Annotated in this window: 19 protein-coding genes; 17 read left to right on the forward strand and 2 right to left on the reverse strand. The window is 61.8% G+C overall.

Features of this window, described 5'->3' with window-relative positions; all coding sequences use genetic code 11:
• Both JWQ61_RS12880 and gpmA read right to left on the reverse strand, forming a co-directional pair.
• Window positions 1-627, reverse strand: a 627-nt coding sequence (locus JWQ61_RS12880) for a murein hydrolase activator EnvC (protein WP_369684897.1), incomplete at its 3' end; no start/stop codon positions are given.
• Between the two features lie 77 nt (window positions 628-704).
• Window positions 705-1,451, reverse strand: a complete 747-nt coding sequence (gpmA, locus tag JWQ61_RS12885; RefSeq protein ID WP_304360878.1) for a 2,3-diphosphoglycerate-dependent phosphoglycerate mutase — start codon at window positions 1,449-1,451, stop codon at window positions 705-707.
• Between the two features lie 184 nt (window positions 1,452-1,635).
• On the opposite strand from gpmA, the gene JWQ61_RS12890 reads away from it, so the two are divergent.
• From JWQ61_RS12890 to JWQ61_RS12970, 17 genes are all read left to right on the forward strand, one after another.
• Complete coding sequence (locus JWQ61_RS12890) at window positions 1,636-2,037, forward strand: rhodanese-like domain-containing protein (protein ID WP_304360879.1); 402 nt, start codon at window positions 1,636-1,638, stop codon at window positions 2,035-2,037.
• 48 nt (window positions 2,038-2,085) lie between these two features.
• A complete protein-coding gene (gene grxC / locus JWQ61_RS12895) occupies window positions 2,086-2,349 on the forward strand; it encodes a glutaredoxin 3 (protein ID WP_014008036.1) in 264 nt (87 codons plus the stop codon).
• A gap of 148 nt (window positions 2,350-2,497) precedes the next feature.
• Window positions 2,498-3,004 (forward strand): protein-export chaperone SecB, encoded by a 507-nt coding sequence (gene secB / locus JWQ61_RS12900; protein ID WP_014008035.1) that lies wholly within the window; start codon window positions 2,498-2,500, stop codon window positions 3,002-3,004.
• Between the two features lie 130 nt (window positions 3,005-3,134).
• The gene (locus tag JWQ61_RS12905) at window positions 3,135-3,593 is read left to right on the forward strand and encodes an SH3 domain-containing protein (protein WP_304360880.1); all 459 of its coding nucleotides are present in this window, start codon (window positions 3,135-3,137) and stop codon (window positions 3,591-3,593) included.
• Between the two features lie 71 nt (window positions 3,594-3,664).
• Window positions 3,665-4,681 carry an NAD(P)H-dependent glycerol-3-phosphate dehydrogenase gene (locus tag JWQ61_RS12910; RefSeq protein ID WP_304360881.1) on the forward strand — a complete coding sequence of 339 codons (1,017 nt, stop codon included), beginning with the start codon at window positions 3,665-3,667 and terminating at the stop codon, window positions 4,679-4,681.
• Window positions 4,682-4,881: 200 nt separating this feature from the next.
• Window positions 4,882-5,343, forward strand: a complete 462-nt coding sequence (gene gspG / locus JWQ61_RS12915; RefSeq protein WP_183081630.1) for a type II secretion system major pseudopilin GspG — start codon at window positions 4,882-4,884, stop codon at window positions 5,341-5,343.
• Between the two features lie 8 nt (window positions 5,344-5,351).
• Entirely contained in the window at window positions 5,352-5,849 is a 498-nt protein-coding gene (locus JWQ61_RS12920; protein WP_304360889.1) for a GspH/FimT family protein, read from the forward strand.
• Window positions 5,850-6,242 carry a type II secretion system minor pseudopilin GspI gene (gene gspI / locus JWQ61_RS12925; protein WP_120234205.1) on the forward strand — a complete coding sequence of 131 codons (393 nt, stop codon included), beginning with the start codon at window positions 5,850-5,852 and terminating at the stop codon, window positions 6,240-6,242.
• Window positions 6,232-6,894, forward strand: coding sequence for a type II secretion system protein J (locus JWQ61_RS12930; RefSeq protein ID WP_304360882.1), 663 nt, complete (start codon window positions 6,232-6,234; stop codon window positions 6,892-6,894). Before gspI ends, JWQ61_RS12930 begins: the two co-directional genes overlap by 11 nt.
• Window positions 6,891-7,868, forward strand: coding sequence for a type II secretion system minor pseudopilin GspK (gene gspK, locus JWQ61_RS12935; RefSeq protein ID WP_304360883.1), 978 nt, complete (start codon window positions 6,891-6,893; stop codon window positions 7,866-7,868). The genes JWQ61_RS12930 and gspK overlap by 4 nt, the downstream gene beginning before the upstream one ends.
• A 14-nt stretch (window positions 7,869-7,882) precedes the next feature.
• A complete protein-coding gene (gene gspL, locus JWQ61_RS12940; protein ID WP_304360884.1) occupies window positions 7,883-9,166 on the forward strand; it encodes a type II secretion system protein GspL in 1,284 nt (427 codons plus the stop codon).
• Window positions 9,166-9,705: a type II secretion system protein M gene (locus tag JWQ61_RS12945; RefSeq protein WP_304360885.1), complete on the forward strand. Its 540-nt coding sequence runs from the start codon at window positions 9,166-9,168 to the stop codon at window positions 9,703-9,705. The genes gspL and JWQ61_RS12945 overlap by 1 nt, the downstream gene beginning before the upstream one ends.
• A gap of 45 nt (window positions 9,706-9,750) precedes the next feature.
• On the forward strand, window positions 9,751-10,539 hold the full coding sequence (locus tag JWQ61_RS12950; protein WP_304360886.1) for a type II secretion system protein N: 789 nt from the start codon (window positions 9,751-9,753) through the stop codon (window positions 10,537-10,539).
• A complete protein-coding gene (gene gspD / locus JWQ61_RS12955) occupies window positions 10,536-12,842 on the forward strand; it encodes a type II secretion system secretin GspD (protein ID WP_304360887.1) in 2,307 nt (768 codons plus the stop codon). Before JWQ61_RS12950 ends, gspD begins: the two co-directional genes overlap by 4 nt.
• Window positions 12,839-14,290 (forward strand): type II secretion system ATPase GspE, encoded by a 1,452-nt coding sequence (gspE, locus tag JWQ61_RS12960; RefSeq protein ID WP_014008023.1) that lies wholly within the window; start codon window positions 12,839-12,841, stop codon window positions 14,288-14,290. The genes gspD and gspE overlap by 4 nt, the downstream gene beginning before the upstream one ends.
• A 31-nt stretch (window positions 14,291-14,321) precedes the next feature.
• Window positions 14,322-15,542, forward strand: coding sequence for a type II secretion system inner membrane protein GspF (gspF, locus tag JWQ61_RS12965; RefSeq protein WP_061541816.1), 1,221 nt, complete (start codon window positions 14,322-14,324; stop codon window positions 15,540-15,542).
• Between the two features lie 18 nt (window positions 15,543-15,560).
• The coding region (locus JWQ61_RS12970) for a type II secretion system protein N (RefSeq protein ID WP_304360888.1) at window positions 15,561-16,012 on the forward strand (452 nt) is incomplete at its 3' end.

Here is a 16,012-nt window from a genome sequence, read left to right on the forward strand (position 1 = left end):
CTGGGTCAGCAGGGCGGTGCGCTTGGCTTTTTCCTTTTCCAGCAGGTTCTTTTGATCGCGCTGTTCCTGGGCGATTTCGTCCAGGTCGTCCTTGGCGTCCTGCGCTTCGGTCTGGTTGGCTTCCACCGCGGCCAGGTTGGCGCGCAGCGCTTCCAGCAGCCGCGCTTGCGCCTGCGAGACGTAGCCCATGTATTGCAGGTCGCGATTGATACGGTTCGGGTTGTCGCCCGACAGCAGCAGCTTGATGCGGTCTTCATTGCCGGCGACGTATTGCTGGCGCAGCAGGTTGGCCAGCTGGCCCTGCTGCAGGGCCACGGTCTTGCTCAGTTCGTCATGCTGTTTCGCCAGCTTGGCCAGCTTGGCTTCGGTCTGCTTTTGTTCGGCGCCGAGATCGCGCAAGGAACGGGTGGCCTTGGAAACCGCCGCTTCGGAATCGGCCAGGGCGTCGCTGGCGTTGTCTTTTTCGGTTTCGGTCTGGCTGATGTCGCGCTTGAGGTTGTCCAGTTTTTGCCGCAGGTCAGCGCGCTGCGCTTCCGCCGCCTGCTTTTGCTTGCTGCGCTCGGTGATTTTGACAGCGGCGCCGGCGCCTAGGGGCAGTGTTGCCGCCAGCGCCGCCGCCAGCAGCAGCGCCAATAGCCGCGCTGGTGGGCGGCCAATGGCGCGACGGGGGTTACTGCTGCCGAAGAGCTTGTCCAGCGAGATATTTATTTCGCTTTCCCCTGGCTGGCGACGGCGTTCATCGCCGCTGCTATCGCCGCCTGGTCGCCAAGGTAATAGCTCTTGATCGGTTTCAGGTCGGCGTCCAGTTCGTATACCAGCGGCTGGCCGTTGGGGATGTTGAGGCCGACGATGTCCTGGTCGCTGATGCCGTCCAGCATCTTGATCAGGGCGCGCAGGCTGTTGCCATGGGCTGAAATGATGATGCGCTTGCCGCTGCGGACGGACGGTGCGATTTCATCATTCCAGAACGGCAGGACGCGCGCTACCGTGTCTTTCAGGCATTCGGTCAGCGGGATTTCCTCGCGTTTCAGGCCGGCGTAGCGCGGATCGTCGTAGGAGGTGCGCGGATCGCCTGGTTCCAGCGGCATCGGCGGCGTGTCATAGCTGCGGCGCCACACCATGACCTGTTCGTCGCCGTATTTGGCCGCGGTTTCCGCCTTGTTCAAGCCTTGCAGGGCGCCATAGTGGCGTTCGTTCAGGCGCCAGTGATGCCTGACCGGCAGCCACATCAGGTCCATCTCGTCGAGCGTGCCCCACAGGGTGCGGATCGCGCGTTTCAGTACCGAGGTGTAGGCCAGGTCGAAAGTGAAACCGGCTTCTTTCAGCAACTGGCCGGCCTGCCTGGCTTCAGCCACGCCTTTTTCGGTGAGGTCGACGTCGACCCAGCCGGTGAAGCGGTTAGCCAGGTTCCAGGTGGATTCGCCGTGGCGCATCAATACGATTTTGTACATAGTGGTGAGTTTGTCAACTAAAAGTAAGAAATCTGTTGCTTGCCATTGGAATTCAGCCGAAGGCTCCGCATTTACCTGTCGTCAGGCAAAGCGCAAAGGTTTTTTCGCGGGACCCGATACGAATTGAATGGCGCTTCAGCTTCTATTTTATAATGGCGGGATTAACTAATACCATTGGATCAACGTGAAATTCTTGATTGATAACATTTTTCTGTTCGCAGTAGCAATTTTGTCGGGTGGCGCACTGCTGCTGCCCTTGTTGCAAAAACGCGGTAACCGGGTGTCGACTTTACAGGCTACCCAGCTGATTAACCAAGGCAAGACACTGGTGCTGGATGTGCGCGACGGCGATGCTTTCGCCGCAGCCCACCTGATCGACGCCAAGAATATCCCCTTGAAAGACTTGCCGCAGCGCATGGTTGAACTGGAGAAGTTTAAAGCAAAGAACGTGTTGGTGGTATGCCAGACTGGCAACCAGGCTACCAAGGCTGTCGCCCAGCTGGGGCAGGCGGGTTTTGCCCAGGCCTATAACCTGGAAGGCGGCATCGCCGCCTGGCAGACCCAGGGCCTGCCTACCGTCAAATAACACGGCTGGGATCCCCGGGATCCGGCTCAGCTAGCACAAGGAACAACCATGACTGCTCATGTAGTAATGTATAGCACCGCTGTGTGCCCATATTGCATCCGCGCCGAACAATTGCTGAAGGCGAAAGGCGTGGAAGATATCGAAAAGATCCGGATCGACCTCGATCCGGCACAGCGCGACACGATGATGCAAAAGACCGGCCGCCGCACCGTGCCGCAGATTTATATCGGCGCGACCCATGTCGGCGGCTTTGACGACTTGCATGCGCTGGATCGCGATGGCAAGCTGGAGCCCTTGCTGCAGAGCGCCTGAATTTTCGGTAATTAATTCGGGCAACTAATTTCGTCAATTGGCCCCGCGATTCAGGTATTGTTGCAGATTGTGCCGCTGATCGCGCCAAAAACCCGCCAGGCAGCCTGTCTGCTGCCTGGCTAATTTAAATGTTAACTGAAAGAGTGTCATGGCTGAAGAGAACCAACAAGCTGAACAACAACCGGTGTTCCAGATTCAACGCGTTTACCTGAAAGATTTGTCGCTTGAACAACCGAATTCGCCGGCCATTTTCCTCGAACAGGAAGCTCCGCAAATCGAAGTAGCGGTGGATGTCGGCGCTGAAGCGCTGGCCGAAGGCATTTTCGAGTCGACTGTCACGGTGACCGTCACCGCCAAGGTGAAAGACAAGGTAGCGTTCCTGGTCGAAGGCAAGCAAGCCGGTATTTTCGAGCTGCGCAACATCCCGACCGAACAGCTGGACCCGCTGCTCGGCATCGGCTGCCCGAACATCGTCTACCCTTATCTGCGCGCCAACCTGGCGGACGCCATCACGCGCGCCGGTTTCCCGCCTATTCACCTGGCCGAAATCAATTTCGAAGTGTTCTATCAACAACGCCTGCAAGCGCTGGCCGAACAGCAGCAAAAAGGCAGCGGCGACAGCATCGCGGTTGACGGCACTTCGGCGATCAACTGATTTCGCACTGTATTTGCATAGTAAGCAGGGTGGAGCGCGCAGTTTTGCCTCGCCTGGCGCCAGACCGACGGCGCCAGGCAGGGATACCGTTGCCCGCTCTGGAAGTTTTACCGCAACTGGAGAGCAATAGATGAATTTTGCACGCATAGCTGGTTCCACCGCTTTGTTGTCGGCTAGCTTGCTTGGTGTTGCCGGTTCTGCCCATGCGCTCGATTTCAAGGCGGTCGGTGCGGCGCCGGTGGTGCTGTACGATGCGCCATCCGAAAAAGGCCGGCGGGTAGCGGTTGCGCCGCGCGGCATGCCGGTCGAAGTAGTGCTGACCTACGGCGAGTGGACCAAGGTGCGCGACGCCAGCGGCGATTTGTCGTGGCTGCAGTCCAAGGGGCTGGTCGCCAAGCGCAACCTGCAGGTCAGTATCGCCAACGCCAAGGTCCGGGCCAATCCCGACGATGCCGCGGCTGTCGTGTTTACCGCCGACAAGGGCGTGCTGCTGGAACTGGTTGATCCGGTGGCGTCCGGCTGGGCCAAGGTGCGCCATCGCGACGGCCAGGCCGGATATGTCAAGGCGACCGAGGTCTGGGGCGATTGACCTTTGCCTCGCCTATTCTTGTTCTACACGTTTGATGGCCGCCCGTGTCTTCTGAACCCACCATCCCATCCATGAACATCACCGTACTTGGCGCTGGCGCCTGGGGCACCGCGCTGGCGATCGCATTGGCGCAGCGCCACAATGTGCTGCTGTGGGGGCGCAATCCGGACACCATGGCGGCAGCTGCCGCACAACGCGAAAATACCGTTTACCTGCCCGGTTTTTCCTTGCCGGACACACTGGCCCTCAGCGCCGATTTTTCCGAAGCGCTTGCGCATGTGACTACAGCCGCGCAAGCGACGCAGAGCGAAGCATTGCTGATCGTCGCTTCGTCCGTCGCCGGTCTGCGCGAACTGGCGCAGCAACTGCAAGCTTTCCCTATCCCGAATATCGTCTGGCTGTGCAAGGGTTTTGAAGAAAACACACGCCTGCTGCCGCACCAGATCGTGCGGCAGGTGCTGGGCGACGCGATTCCGGCCGCGGCGCTGTCGGGTCCGTCTTTTGCGCAGGAAGTCGCGCGCGGCCTGCCATGCGCCTTGTCGGTCGCCAGCGTCCATGCGGGACTGTGCGAACAGGTGGTGGCGGCGGTCCACGGCGGCAATATCCGCGTCTATTCAACCGACGACCTGGTCGGCGTCGAAGTCGGCGGCGCGGTGAAGAATATCCTGGCGATCGCCACCGGCGTGGCCGACGGCCTCGGGCTCGGCCTGAATGCGCGGGCCGCCCTGATCACCCGCGGCCTGGCGGAAATCACTCGGCTCGGCATTGCGCTCGGCGGCCGCAGCGAAACCTTCATGGGCTTGTCCGGGGTCGGCGACCTGATCCTGACCTGCACCGGCGACCTGTCGCGCAACCGCCGGGTCGGCCTGGGCCTGGCGCAAGGCAAGCCGCTGGCTACCATCGTCACCGAGCTCGGCCATGTCGCCGAGGGCGTGCGTTGCGCCGCCGCGGTGCGCGCGCTGGCGCAGGAGTCCGGAGTTGACATGCCGATCAGCAATGCGGTGGCCGGCGTTTTATTCGACGGCGATTCGCTGCAGTCGGTGATGGAGCTGCTGCTGTCGCGCAACCCGCGCGAAGAGTCCGCCTGATATTTTTGCGGATTGAGCGCGGCGATGCAATGTCGTCGCGCATGTTTGAAGTAGTATCATTTCTTTGTGTCAAATCAGTGACAAAACCTGGATAGATACACTGGGTAGAATTAAGTGTATCTCTCATGCTTATTTGCAACGATTGCGGCATATAATCGCCCTTTCCAAACATGTCCATGGCTTTTTTGATAAGGAAAGAAATGCATAGCACAATGTTCCCTGCCGTTCGACGTCGCCCTACGCTCATGCAGCGCGGATTCACGCTGATTGAAATCATGGTGGTGGTGGTGATCATGGGGATCCTGGCAGCATTGGTAGTGCCTAAGCTGATGGGCCGCACCGACGATGCGCGGATCCAGGCGGCACGCCAGGACATCGGCACCTTGATGCAGGCGCTCAAGCTGTACAAGCTGGACAACCAGCGCTACCCGACCACCGAACAAGGCTTGCAGGCGCTGGTCGCCAAGCCCACCAACGGTCCCGCCGCCAACGGCTGGAAGAGCGGCGGCTACATCGACAAGCTGCCTAAAGATCCTTGGGGCACCCCTTACCAATACCTGTCGCCCGGCATCAAGGGCGAAGTGGACATATTCTCCTACGGCGCCGACGGCCAGCCGGGCGGCGAAGGTAATGACGCCGACATCGGCTCGTGGGATCTGTAATGTTCGTGATGGCGCATCGCAATTTGCGCCAGATCAACGCCGGCACGCGCAAAGGTTTTACCCTGCTGGAGCTGCTGGTGGTGGTGGTGATTGCCGGCATCACGCTGGGTGCGGTCTCGCTTAACGCTTTCCGCAGCGACCGCCAGGTCATGCAGAACGATGCCCAACGGATCGCCTTGCTGCTGCAGTTGACGCGCGAAGAAGCCATCTTGCGCAACCGTCCCACCGCTTTCGAAGCCGACGCCAACAGCTACCGTTTCCTGGTGCGCGAAGAAAACGGCTGGCAGACGCTGACCCAGGACGACATGCTGCGCCAGCGCGATTTCAAGCGCACACCCATGCAGCTTTCCATGAGTCCGGCGCCGACCGAAGCGTCCGCGCCGGATACGCTGCGCATCATCTTCGGCCGCGAGCCGGTCGACAAGCCGTTTGCGCTGACCATGGCCAGCGGCGACAGCAGCGTTGTCATCCGCGCCGACGGCGTCGGTCATTTTGCGGTCGAATAAATGTTTACACCGAAGCCGCTCTCCCATCGCCATGATGCAGGTTTTACCTTGCTGGAAGTGCTGGTGGCGCTGGTCATCGTCGGCACTTCGCTGGGTGCCAGCCTGCGTGCGGTCGGCAGCCTGACGCAGAACAGCAGCGGCTTGCGCGCCGCCATGATGGCGAACTGGTCGGCGGAAAACCGGCTGACCCAGATCCGTCTTGGCCATGAATGGCCTTCCATCGGCAACCGTTCCTTCGATTGTCCGCAAGGCGACTTGCCGCTGCATTGCGAAGAAAAGGTATCCGGCACGCCGAACCCGTATTTCCGCCGGGTCGAGGTAGCTGTGTTCGCCAACGGCAGTTCAGACCGGCGCATCATCAATCTGTCGCAGGTGGTGCCGAATGCGCGTTAGCAGCAAAGTTCGCAGCAGAAGCGGCTCGTCCGGTTTCACCCTGGTCGAAATGATTATTGCCATCACCATACTGGCGATGGTGGCGATACTCGGCTGGCGCGGGCTGGACGGCATCGTGCGGTCGCGGGTTGCGCTGACCACCGAAATGGAACAGACGCGCGGCATGCAGCTGACGTTTGCCCAGCTGCAAAGCGATTGCGCCCAGATCGCGCCGATCAGCCTGATGTCGGCGCGGCCGACCTTGCTGGCGCAGCCGGGGCGCTTGCTGATGGTGCGACTGGTGTTTGCCGACCAGCAGCCGACCCGCGTCCAGGTCATCGACTACCGTTTGCGCGACGGCCGGCTGACACGCCAGGAATCGGCGCCTACGCGTGACCTGAACCTGCTCGACACCATGTGGCAGAGCGCTCTCAACGATGCCGGCGACAGCAGCCAGGCCGTGCTGCTGCAGTCCGATATCGCCGACATGCAGATGCAATTGTGGGGCAGCGACGGCCAGGGCTGGCGTCCGTCTGCTGCTGCCGCCGCCACCGGCAGCCAGGACAGCACCAACCTCAACGCCAACCGCTGGACTGGCCTGCAAGTCGCCTTGCAGCTGCGCGGCCACGACAACAGCACCATGGCCAAGACCTTCCTGCTGGGGGCGTCATGAGCAGGACGCCGCCGATGTCGTACGCACAGCGCGGCGTCGCGGTGGTGACAGCCTTGCTGCTGACGACGCTGGCGGTGACCATCGTCGCCAGCCTGTTCTGGCAGCAGCAGGTGCAGGTGCGCTCGATCGAGAACCAGCGCCTGCAGCTGCAAAAAGACTGGATCATGCGCGGCGCCCTGGACTGGGCCAGCATGATCTTGCGCGCCAGCGGCCGCCAGTTCAACTACGACCATCTGGGCCAGCCGTGGGCCGCGCCCCTGGCCGACACCCGTCTCGATCAATACGTGGAAGACGGCCAGCCGGCCGGCGATGCGGGCGACGCCATCCTCTCCGGCAGCATCATCGATGCACAGTCGCGTTACAACCTGAACAACCTGAGCCAGAACGGCAATCCGGTCGCCGACGAGGTGGCGGTGTACAAGCGCCTGCTGGGCTACCTGCACCTGCCGACTACGCTGGCTACCGCCACTGCGCAAGCCATCGCCAAAAGCCAGCCGATCACCAATCCTGCAGGGCAGCAGACCGCCGCCAAGTCGGACAGCAGCGCCTTGCCTTTGCTGCAGGTGGACGACCTGCTGTCGGTGCCGGGTTATACCCCAGCCATGGTGAAGCAATTGCAAGACTTTGTCGTGGTGCTGCCTCTGGCTGGCGCCATCATGCCGATCAATGCGAATACCGCGCCGGCGGAGGTGCTGGCGGCCCGTTTCGCCGATTTGTCGCTATCGGAGGCGAATACGCTGGTAGCTGCCCGCCGCACCGCGCCGTTTCTCGATACGACGAATTTGTCGACGCAAATGTCAAACTTGTTCGGGAAAACCTTTTCGCCGAACGCCAATATAGCGGTCGCCAGCAACTTTTTTTTGGTGTACGGCAAGATTCGAATGGGGCGGGCGGGTCTCAATACCGTATCCTTGATACAGCGTCCGACCAATAACCGAGCCGGCAGCAACATAGTGTGGATTAGAGAACAATAAATGGAAGATGCGTTTTGAGTACCTTATATATCCGCTTGCCCGCCAGGGCTACGCTCGATAGCGCGGCGGCGGTAGCCATGCCCGATTGCCGCTATGCGCTGGCGGCCGACAGCGGCCGCATCGAACGCCAGGGCGCCGAGCAGCTGTCCGGCCTGGCTGAGGTGATCGCCGGCGCCACCCGCGTCGTGCTGCTGCTGGCCGCGGCCGACGTCAACCTGCTGCAACTGCAGGTGCCTCCGCTATCCGACGCCAAGCTGAAAATGGCGCTGCCGAACCTGGTGGAAGAACAACTGCTGGTTGATCCCTTTGATTGTGTGATCGTCGCCGGCCGCAAGCGCAGCAGCGTTGCCGGCCGCGCCGCAGATAATTTGCGCCTGATCGCCGTGGTGCAAAGGGACTGGCTGGAACTGCTGGTCAAGACCTTGCTGGCGCTGGGCGCGCATAACCTGCAAGCGTGGCCGGCGCAGCTGTGCCTGCCCTTGCACGATCCGGATACGGCGGTCGCCGCCGTTACCGACCACGGCGGCGATATCGACGTCGCTCTGCGCATGTCGGCAGAACAAGGCCTGGGCTGGTCCATGTCGCCGGCGTCGGGACAATCGGTGGCGCAGGATGTGCTGGAAAGCATGATGGCGATCTCGCCGCAGCATCCCGTTACCTTGTATGTACCGCAATCGAGCCTGGCGCAGTACCAGGAATTCGATCAGTCGCATATCACGGTGCAGCCCGACGACTGGTCGCACTGGATAACAGGCGTCCAAGAGCTGGCACGCAGCGGTATCGATTTGATGAGCGGCCTGACCGCCAGCGCGGCCGGCACCGAGTTCAGCTGGCGCCGCTGGCGCTGGCCGCTGGGATTGGCGGCAGCTGTGCTGCTGGTGAATATCGTCAGCCTGAATTACGACTGGCTGCGCATGCGGCGCGAAGCCGCCGGCCTGCGCACCGGCATGATGCAGAGCTACCGCGCGGCCTATCCGAAAGAAACCGTGATCGTCGATCCGATCGCCCAGACCAGGCAAAAGATCGCCACCGCGCAGCGCGATGGCGGCCAGCTTGCAGCCGATGATTTTCTTGCCATGGCGTCGATATTCGGCGCAGTCTGGGCCGGTTCGCCGCAAAGCGCGGACATCGCGGCGATCAGCAGCGTCGAGTATCGCGACCATCACCTGCTGGTGCGCTTGAAAAATGCAGCCGATGCGGATGCGGCGGAAGCGCAGGTCAAGGGTGCGCTGGAAAGCAACCAATTAACACTGAGCAAGCCGGCTACCGGCGTATGGCAGATCGGGAGCCGCAAGTAATGTCGACAAGTAATCCGCTGCAGCAAGCCTGGGAAAAAATCAGCATCCCTGCAAACCAGTACTGGGCGCAAAGAAACCAGCGCGAACGCCGGCTGCTGGCCGGCGCCGGGGCGCTGATCCTGGTCGCCGTGATTTACCTGCTCCTGCTGGACCCGGCGCTGAGCGGGCGCGCCCGTCTGCAGAAAGATTTGCCGGCGCTGCGCCAGCAAGCCGCCGAACTACAGTCGCTGACGGCCAAGGCGCTGTCCTTGTCCGGCCAGGCGGCCGAGCGGCCGGCTGCGCCGCTTAGCAAGGAAGCAGTTGAGGTCGCATTGAAAAGCAAGGGTTTGAATCCGCAGAGCGTGGCGCTGAGCGGCGACATGGCCAAGGTGCAGTTATCGGCGGTGGCGTTCGCCGGCCTGCTCGACTGGCTCGACGATGCGCAAAAAAATGCGCATTGGCAAGTGGTGGACGCCAATATCAGCGCGGCCACCGGAGCGAATGCGCAGCCGGGCATCGTCAACGCCACGGTCACCTTGTGGCAGCAAAAGCATGAGTAATGGCGGCATGCGGCCGGCGCCGTCATTCCGGTTCCAGGGAATTTGATGCGCGGCTTGGGCAGAATATTGATGTGGGCAGCGGTGGCGCTGCTGAGCGCACTGGTCACGGTGTCGATTTTTTTACCGGCGGCATGGCTGGCGCCGCTGCTGGAAAGCCGCACCGGAGGCAGGCTGACGCTGGGCGATGCGCAAGGCTCCTTGTGGCATGGTTCGGCCTTTATCGGCGCTGCGCCTAGCGGCAGGGATGCCGTGACGGCCTTGTTGCCGGGGCGCTTCGCCTGGCATTTGTCGCCGCTGGTATTGCTGGGGCGGGTCGAGGCGACATTGGAAAATGCACAAGTGCTGTCGACTGCGGTCAGCATCCGCGGCAGCTGGAGCGCATGGAACATCAGCCCGGCCAGCATGGTTTTGCCGGCCGAGCGGCTGGCGGCGCTGGGCGCGCCCTTGAATACCTTGCAGCCGTCGGGCAAGATGCAGCTGGGTTGGCAGCCGCTGACCGTGGCGCGCAACACCAGCGGCGGGGTGGATGTCAACGGCGTGATGACGCTGGATTTGCTGGCGATGGCGTCGCGTTTGTCGCCGGTCAAGCCGCTCGGCAGTTATCGCCTACGCTTTGACTGGCAGGGGCGGCAGGCGGGATTGACGCTGTCGACCTTGGGCGGGGCGATGCTGTTGAACGGCAGCGGCAAACTGCAAGACGGGCATTTTCAGTTTTCGGGTAGCGCGGAAGCTGCGGCAGGACAAGAGGAAAAGTTGGCGACCTTACTCAGTTTATTGGGGCAGCGGCGCCAGGTGAATGGCAGAAATGTTATCGGACTAGAGTTCAAATCATGAAAGATAAAATGTATTTCGCACCACTTTCAAGTACCAGCAATCGGCGCAGCGCCGCCGCCATCGGCCTGCTCACTTCCTTGCTCATTTGCGCCACTGCTGCCGGCACCTCCTCGGCCCAGCCGGTGCTGGGAACCGCCGGCACTACCGCCGAAGGCGTCAGCGGCCAGGCTGTGATGAATTTCGTCGGCGCCGACATCGAGTCGGTGATCAAGGCTGTCGGCCAGTACACCAACACCACGTTCATCGTCGATCCGCGCGTCAAGGGCAGCATCAACCTGGTGTCGGAAAAACCGTTGAGCAAAACCCAGGCTTTCGACCTGCTGGCCTCGACCCTGCGCCTGCAAGGCTATGCCGTGGTGCGCGGCGACGGTTTCGTGAAAGTGGTGCCGGAAGCCGACGCCAAGCTGCAAGTGTCGCCGACCAGGCCGGCCAGCGTCCGCGGCGACCAGATCGCCACCCAGATTTTTTCGCTGAACTATGAATCGGCCACCAATATCCTGCCGGTACTGCGGCCGCTGATTTCACCCAACAATACGATCAACGCCAATCCGGGCAACAACACGCTGGTGGTGACTGATTACGCGGAAAACCTGCAGCGCCTGGGGAAAATGATCGCCGCCCTCGATGTGCCGGCGGTCAACGACCTGGACGTGATTCCAGTGCGCTACGCGGTGGCCAGCGATATCGCCGTGATGGCGAGCAAGCTGCTCGATTCGGGCTCTGCCGCGCCGGGCGCCAGCGATAGCGCACGCACCATGATCATGGCTGATTCCAGGACCAATTCAGTGATCGTCCGGGCGCCGTCCGCCGGACGCGCCAACCTTGCCAAGTCGCTGATCGCCAAGCTCGACCAGCCGACCGCCAACGCCGGCAACGTGCATGTGGTGTATCTGAAAAACGCCGACGCCGTCAAGCTGGCCAAGACCTTGCGTGCGATTGTGTCGCAGGATACGTCGATGTCGAATGTCAGTCAGTCCAGCAAGAGCTCCAGCAGCGGCTCCGGCGGCATGCTGCAGGGTTCCAACAGCAGCAGCGCGCTGGGATCGAATAATAATTCCACTTCGCCGTCGACGCCGTCGTCACCATCTTCCGATAGCTCGTCCCAGTCTTCCGGCAGCAGCGGTAGCGGCGCCGCCGGCTTTATCCAGGCGGACGACTCTACCAACACCCTGATCATCACCGCCAGCGAACCGGTCTACCGCAATATCCGCGGCGTGATCGACCAGCTCGATACCCGTCGTGCCCAGGTCTATGTGGAAGCCTTGATCGTCGAAGTCACGGATACCGCCGCCAGCGAGATCGGCGTGCAGTGGCTGGCGCTGAGCGGCGATTCGAACAGCAATTACCGGATCGGCGGCGGCACCGGCTTCACCGGCACCAATACGGGACTGGTTGGCAGCAACCTGTTCAATACGGCGATCGGCCAGACCGTGAACACCGGCACCACCGTTACTCCACCGTCTGTCGGCAGCGGTTTGCAGCTCGGCATATTCCGCCAGATCGCAGGGAAAATCGGCCTGGGGGCATTGGCCAGCGCCTTGAATGCAACCTCGGGAAGCAATGTCCTGTCCATGCCTAACCTGCTGACGCTGGACAATGAAGAAGCCAAGATCGTGGTGGGGCAGAACGTGCCGTTTGTCACCGGCTCGACGCTGACCACCGGCGCCGGCACCAGCAGCCCGTTTACCACCATCGACCGCAAGGACGTCGGCACTGCGCTGAAGATCAAGCCGCATATTTCAGAGGGCGGCACCGTGCGCCTGGAAATTTCGCAAGAAGTATCGGCAGTCGTGAACGGCACCGCCAAGGATACGAACGGACCGACCACCAACAAGCGTACGCTGGACACCAATGTGGTGATCGACGATGGCGAAATCATCGCATTGGGCGGTCTGATCGGCGACAACAACCAGAACGGCGTGCAGAAAGTCCCGCTGCTGGGCGATTTGCCGTTTATCGGCAATCTCTTCAAATACCAGTCCGGTTCCCGCGAAAAAACCAACCTGATGATATTCCTGCGCCCGATCATCGTGCGCGACAAAAACACCAGCAATATGCTGGCCGTGGATCGCTACGATTACATGCGCAAGCAGCAGATCAAGGTGCAGCCGGACAAGAGCGTCCTGACCGATTTCGGCTCGTCGGTGACATCCAAGCTGGAAGACGGCGGCCCGTTCATTGACCTGCGCAAGCAGCAGGATGCGCCGGACGGACATCAGCCTGTTCCCGAGCAGCCTGCGCTGCAGCCGCCGAAACCCGCAGCCACGCCTGCCCCAGGCTTCTTGAATGACAGAACGCCATGAGCGATCCCAGGATGACCGATACGCGCCTGCTGCCCTACGCTTTTGCCCGCGATTTTTCATTGCTGGCGCAGCGTACCGAGGATGCCAACGGCGCCGACAACGCGGTCGAGTTATGGATTTCCGAGGCAACCAAGCCTAGCGCGATTGCTGAAGCCAGCCGCCGTTTCGGCCGCGTCAGATTCCGCACGCTGTCGCGCGAAGAGCTGGACGAGGCGATCGCCAGGGCCTACGCCGGAGCCGGCGGCGATGCCGCCCAGGTGGTCGACGAATTCGAATCCGATCTCGATCTCGCCAAGCTGATGCAAGACATGCCGGCCATCGAGGACCTGCTGGAATCGTCTGACGACGCGCCGGTGATCCGCATGATCAACGTGCTGCTGACGCAAGCGCTGCGCGAAGGCGCTTCCGATATCCACATCGAACCGTTCGAGCAGATTTCGGTAGTGCGTTTCCGCATCGACGGCAGCCTGCGCGATGTGGTGCGGCCGAAGAAAGCCGTCCATGCCTCCTTGATTTCCCGTATCAAAATCATGGCGCAGCTCGACATCGCTGAAAAACGCCTGCCGCAAGACGGACGCATTACCTTGCGCGTCGGCGGCAAGCCGGTGGACGTCCGGGTTTCGACCTTGCCGACCGGCCATGGCGAGCGCGCCGTGCTGCGTCTGCTGGACAAGGAAGCCGGCCGGCTTGACCTGCAGCACCTTGGCATGAGTCCGGCGGTCCTGCCGCAGTTCGACCGTCTGATCGCGCAGCCGCACGGCATCGTGCTGGTCACCGGGCCGACCGGTTCGGGCAAGACCACCACGCTGTACGCCGCATTGTCGCGCCTGAATACCAGTAGCACCAATATCCTGACGGTGGAAGACCCGATCGAGTACGAACTGGCCGGCGTCGGCCAGACCCAGGTCAATGCGCGTATCGACATGACGTTCGCCAAAGCCTTGCGGGCGATCTTGCGGCAGGATCCGGATGTCATCATGATCGGTGAAATCCGCGACCTGGAAACCGCGCAGATCGCGGTGCAGGCCTCGCTGACCGGCCATCTGGTGCTGGCCACCTTGCACACCAACGATTCCGCCGCCGCGGTGACGCGTTTGCTGGACATGGGGATCGAACCCTTCCTGCTGTCGTCTTCCCTGCTGGGAGTGGTGGCGCAGCGCCTGGTGCGCAAACTGTGCACCCATTGCCGCCGCCACGACGGCCAGCTGTGGCACGCGGTCGGCTGCGAGCAATGCGGCCATACCGGCTATCACGGCCGGGTCGGCGTCTACGAGTTGTTGCTGACTACCGATGAAATTACCGCGCAGATCCATAACCGGGCGTCGGAAGCCGAGATCCAGCAGGTGGCGCAGCGCAATGGCATGCGCACCATGCGCCAGGATGGCGAACGCTGGCTGACCGAAGGCATCACGACCCAGGCCGAGCTGCTGCGGGTCACCAAAGAATGACTGAAAAACCAGCGAAGAGCAGAGGAACAGAGTGCCAGCATTTCGTTACGAAGCGGTAGATACCGCCGGCAGCACCACCAAGGGTGTGGTGAATGCGGACAGCGCCAAGATGGCGCGCGCCGATCTGCGCGCCCAGGGTTTGCTGCCGTTGACGGTAGAAGCCATCGCGCAGCAGGTGGATGCTGCCGGCAACCTGAAACGGCGCGGCTTCGGCGAGCATCTGTCGACGGTGGAGATCGCCCTGTTTACGCGCCAGCTGGCCAGCCTGCTGGAAGCCAGCCTGCCGTTGGAGCAGGCCCTGACGGCGCTGCTGGAGCAGGCCGAGCGCAGTTACCAGCGCGACCTGATTGCATCGATCCGGTCCGAGGTCATGGGCGGCGCTTCCTTGTCTTCGGCGCTGGCCGGCCATCCGCGCGACTTCGCCGAAATCTACCGGGCGCTGGTTGCTTCGGGCGAGCAGATCGGCCAGTTGTCGCGTGTGCTGTCGCGGCTGGCCGATTATATCGAGCGCCGCAATTCGCTGGTGCAGAAGGTGAAACTGGCGTTTACTTATCCGGCGATCGTGACCGTGGTGGCCTTCGTGATCGTGATTTTCCTGCTGACCTACGTGGTGCCGCAGATTGTTTCGGTGTTCGCCAACACCAAGCAGAAACTGCCGATGCTGACTGTGATGATGCTGGCCACCTCGGACTTTGTCCGCAATTATGGCTGGATAGTCCTGATCGTGGTGATCGCGCTGTTCTACAGCTGGCGCATGGCGCTGAAAAACCCGGCGACCAAGATGCGCTGGCACACCTGGCTGCTGAATGCGCCGCTGTATGGAAAATTCGAGCGCAGCCTGAATACCGCGCGGTTTGCCAGCACGCTGGCGATTACCACCGGCTCCGGCGTGCCGATCCTGAAAGCGCTGCAAACCAGCCGCGATACGCTGTCCAACGTCGCCATGCGGCAGCAGGTCGATACCGCCGCCACCAGCGTGCGCGAGGGTGTGGGCCTGGCGCGCGCGCTGGCCGCGCACAAGCATTTTCCGCCGATGCTGATCCACATGATACGGGCCGGCGAGGTGACCGGCGAACTGCCCGCCATGCTGGAGCGCGCCGCCAGCGCCCAGGAACAGGACCTGGAGCGGCGCGCCATGACCATCGCCGGCTTGCTGGAACCGGCCCTGATCCTGGCGATGGGGGTGGTGGTGCTGTTGATCGTGCTGGCGGTGCTGATGCCGATTATTGAAATCAACCAGTTGGTGCGTTAGGACAAAATTAGGAAAAGCGTGAAACTGCAAATAACCAAAAAACTCGGCCGCCAAAGCAAACGCCTGCCGGAATTCCTCAGCTTGCTGCTATTCATGCTGCTGTGCGCTTGCACTGCATACTGGGTGATGCAACTGGTCAAGCCGCCGCTGCGTGCGGTGACGGCGCCGCCTCAGGCAGAGCAGGCGCAGATCGATGTTTCCCTGGCGGCAGGCTTGTTCGGCGGCCGCGGCACGGTGACGGTTGCCAGCAACTACCAGCTGCTGGGCGTGGTCGCTGCGAAAAAAGACGGCGAGAGCGTGGCGATCCTGAGCGCCGACGGCAAGCCGGCGCAGGCAGTGCGGCAGGGCAAGGAGCTGCTGCCGGGAACCAGCGTCAAGGAAGTGCACGCAACCTATGTCTTGTTGTCCGAGGGTGGCGTTCTGAAGCGCGTGATGCTGCCGGAAGATGCGCGCACCAAGTCGGGATTGAA

The sequence above is a fragment of the Collimonas fungivorans genome (assembly GCF_028292705.1).
GTDB classification, from domain to species: domain Bacteria; phylum Pseudomonadota; class Gammaproteobacteria; order Burkholderiales; family Burkholderiaceae_D; genus Collimonas; species Collimonas fungivorans_B.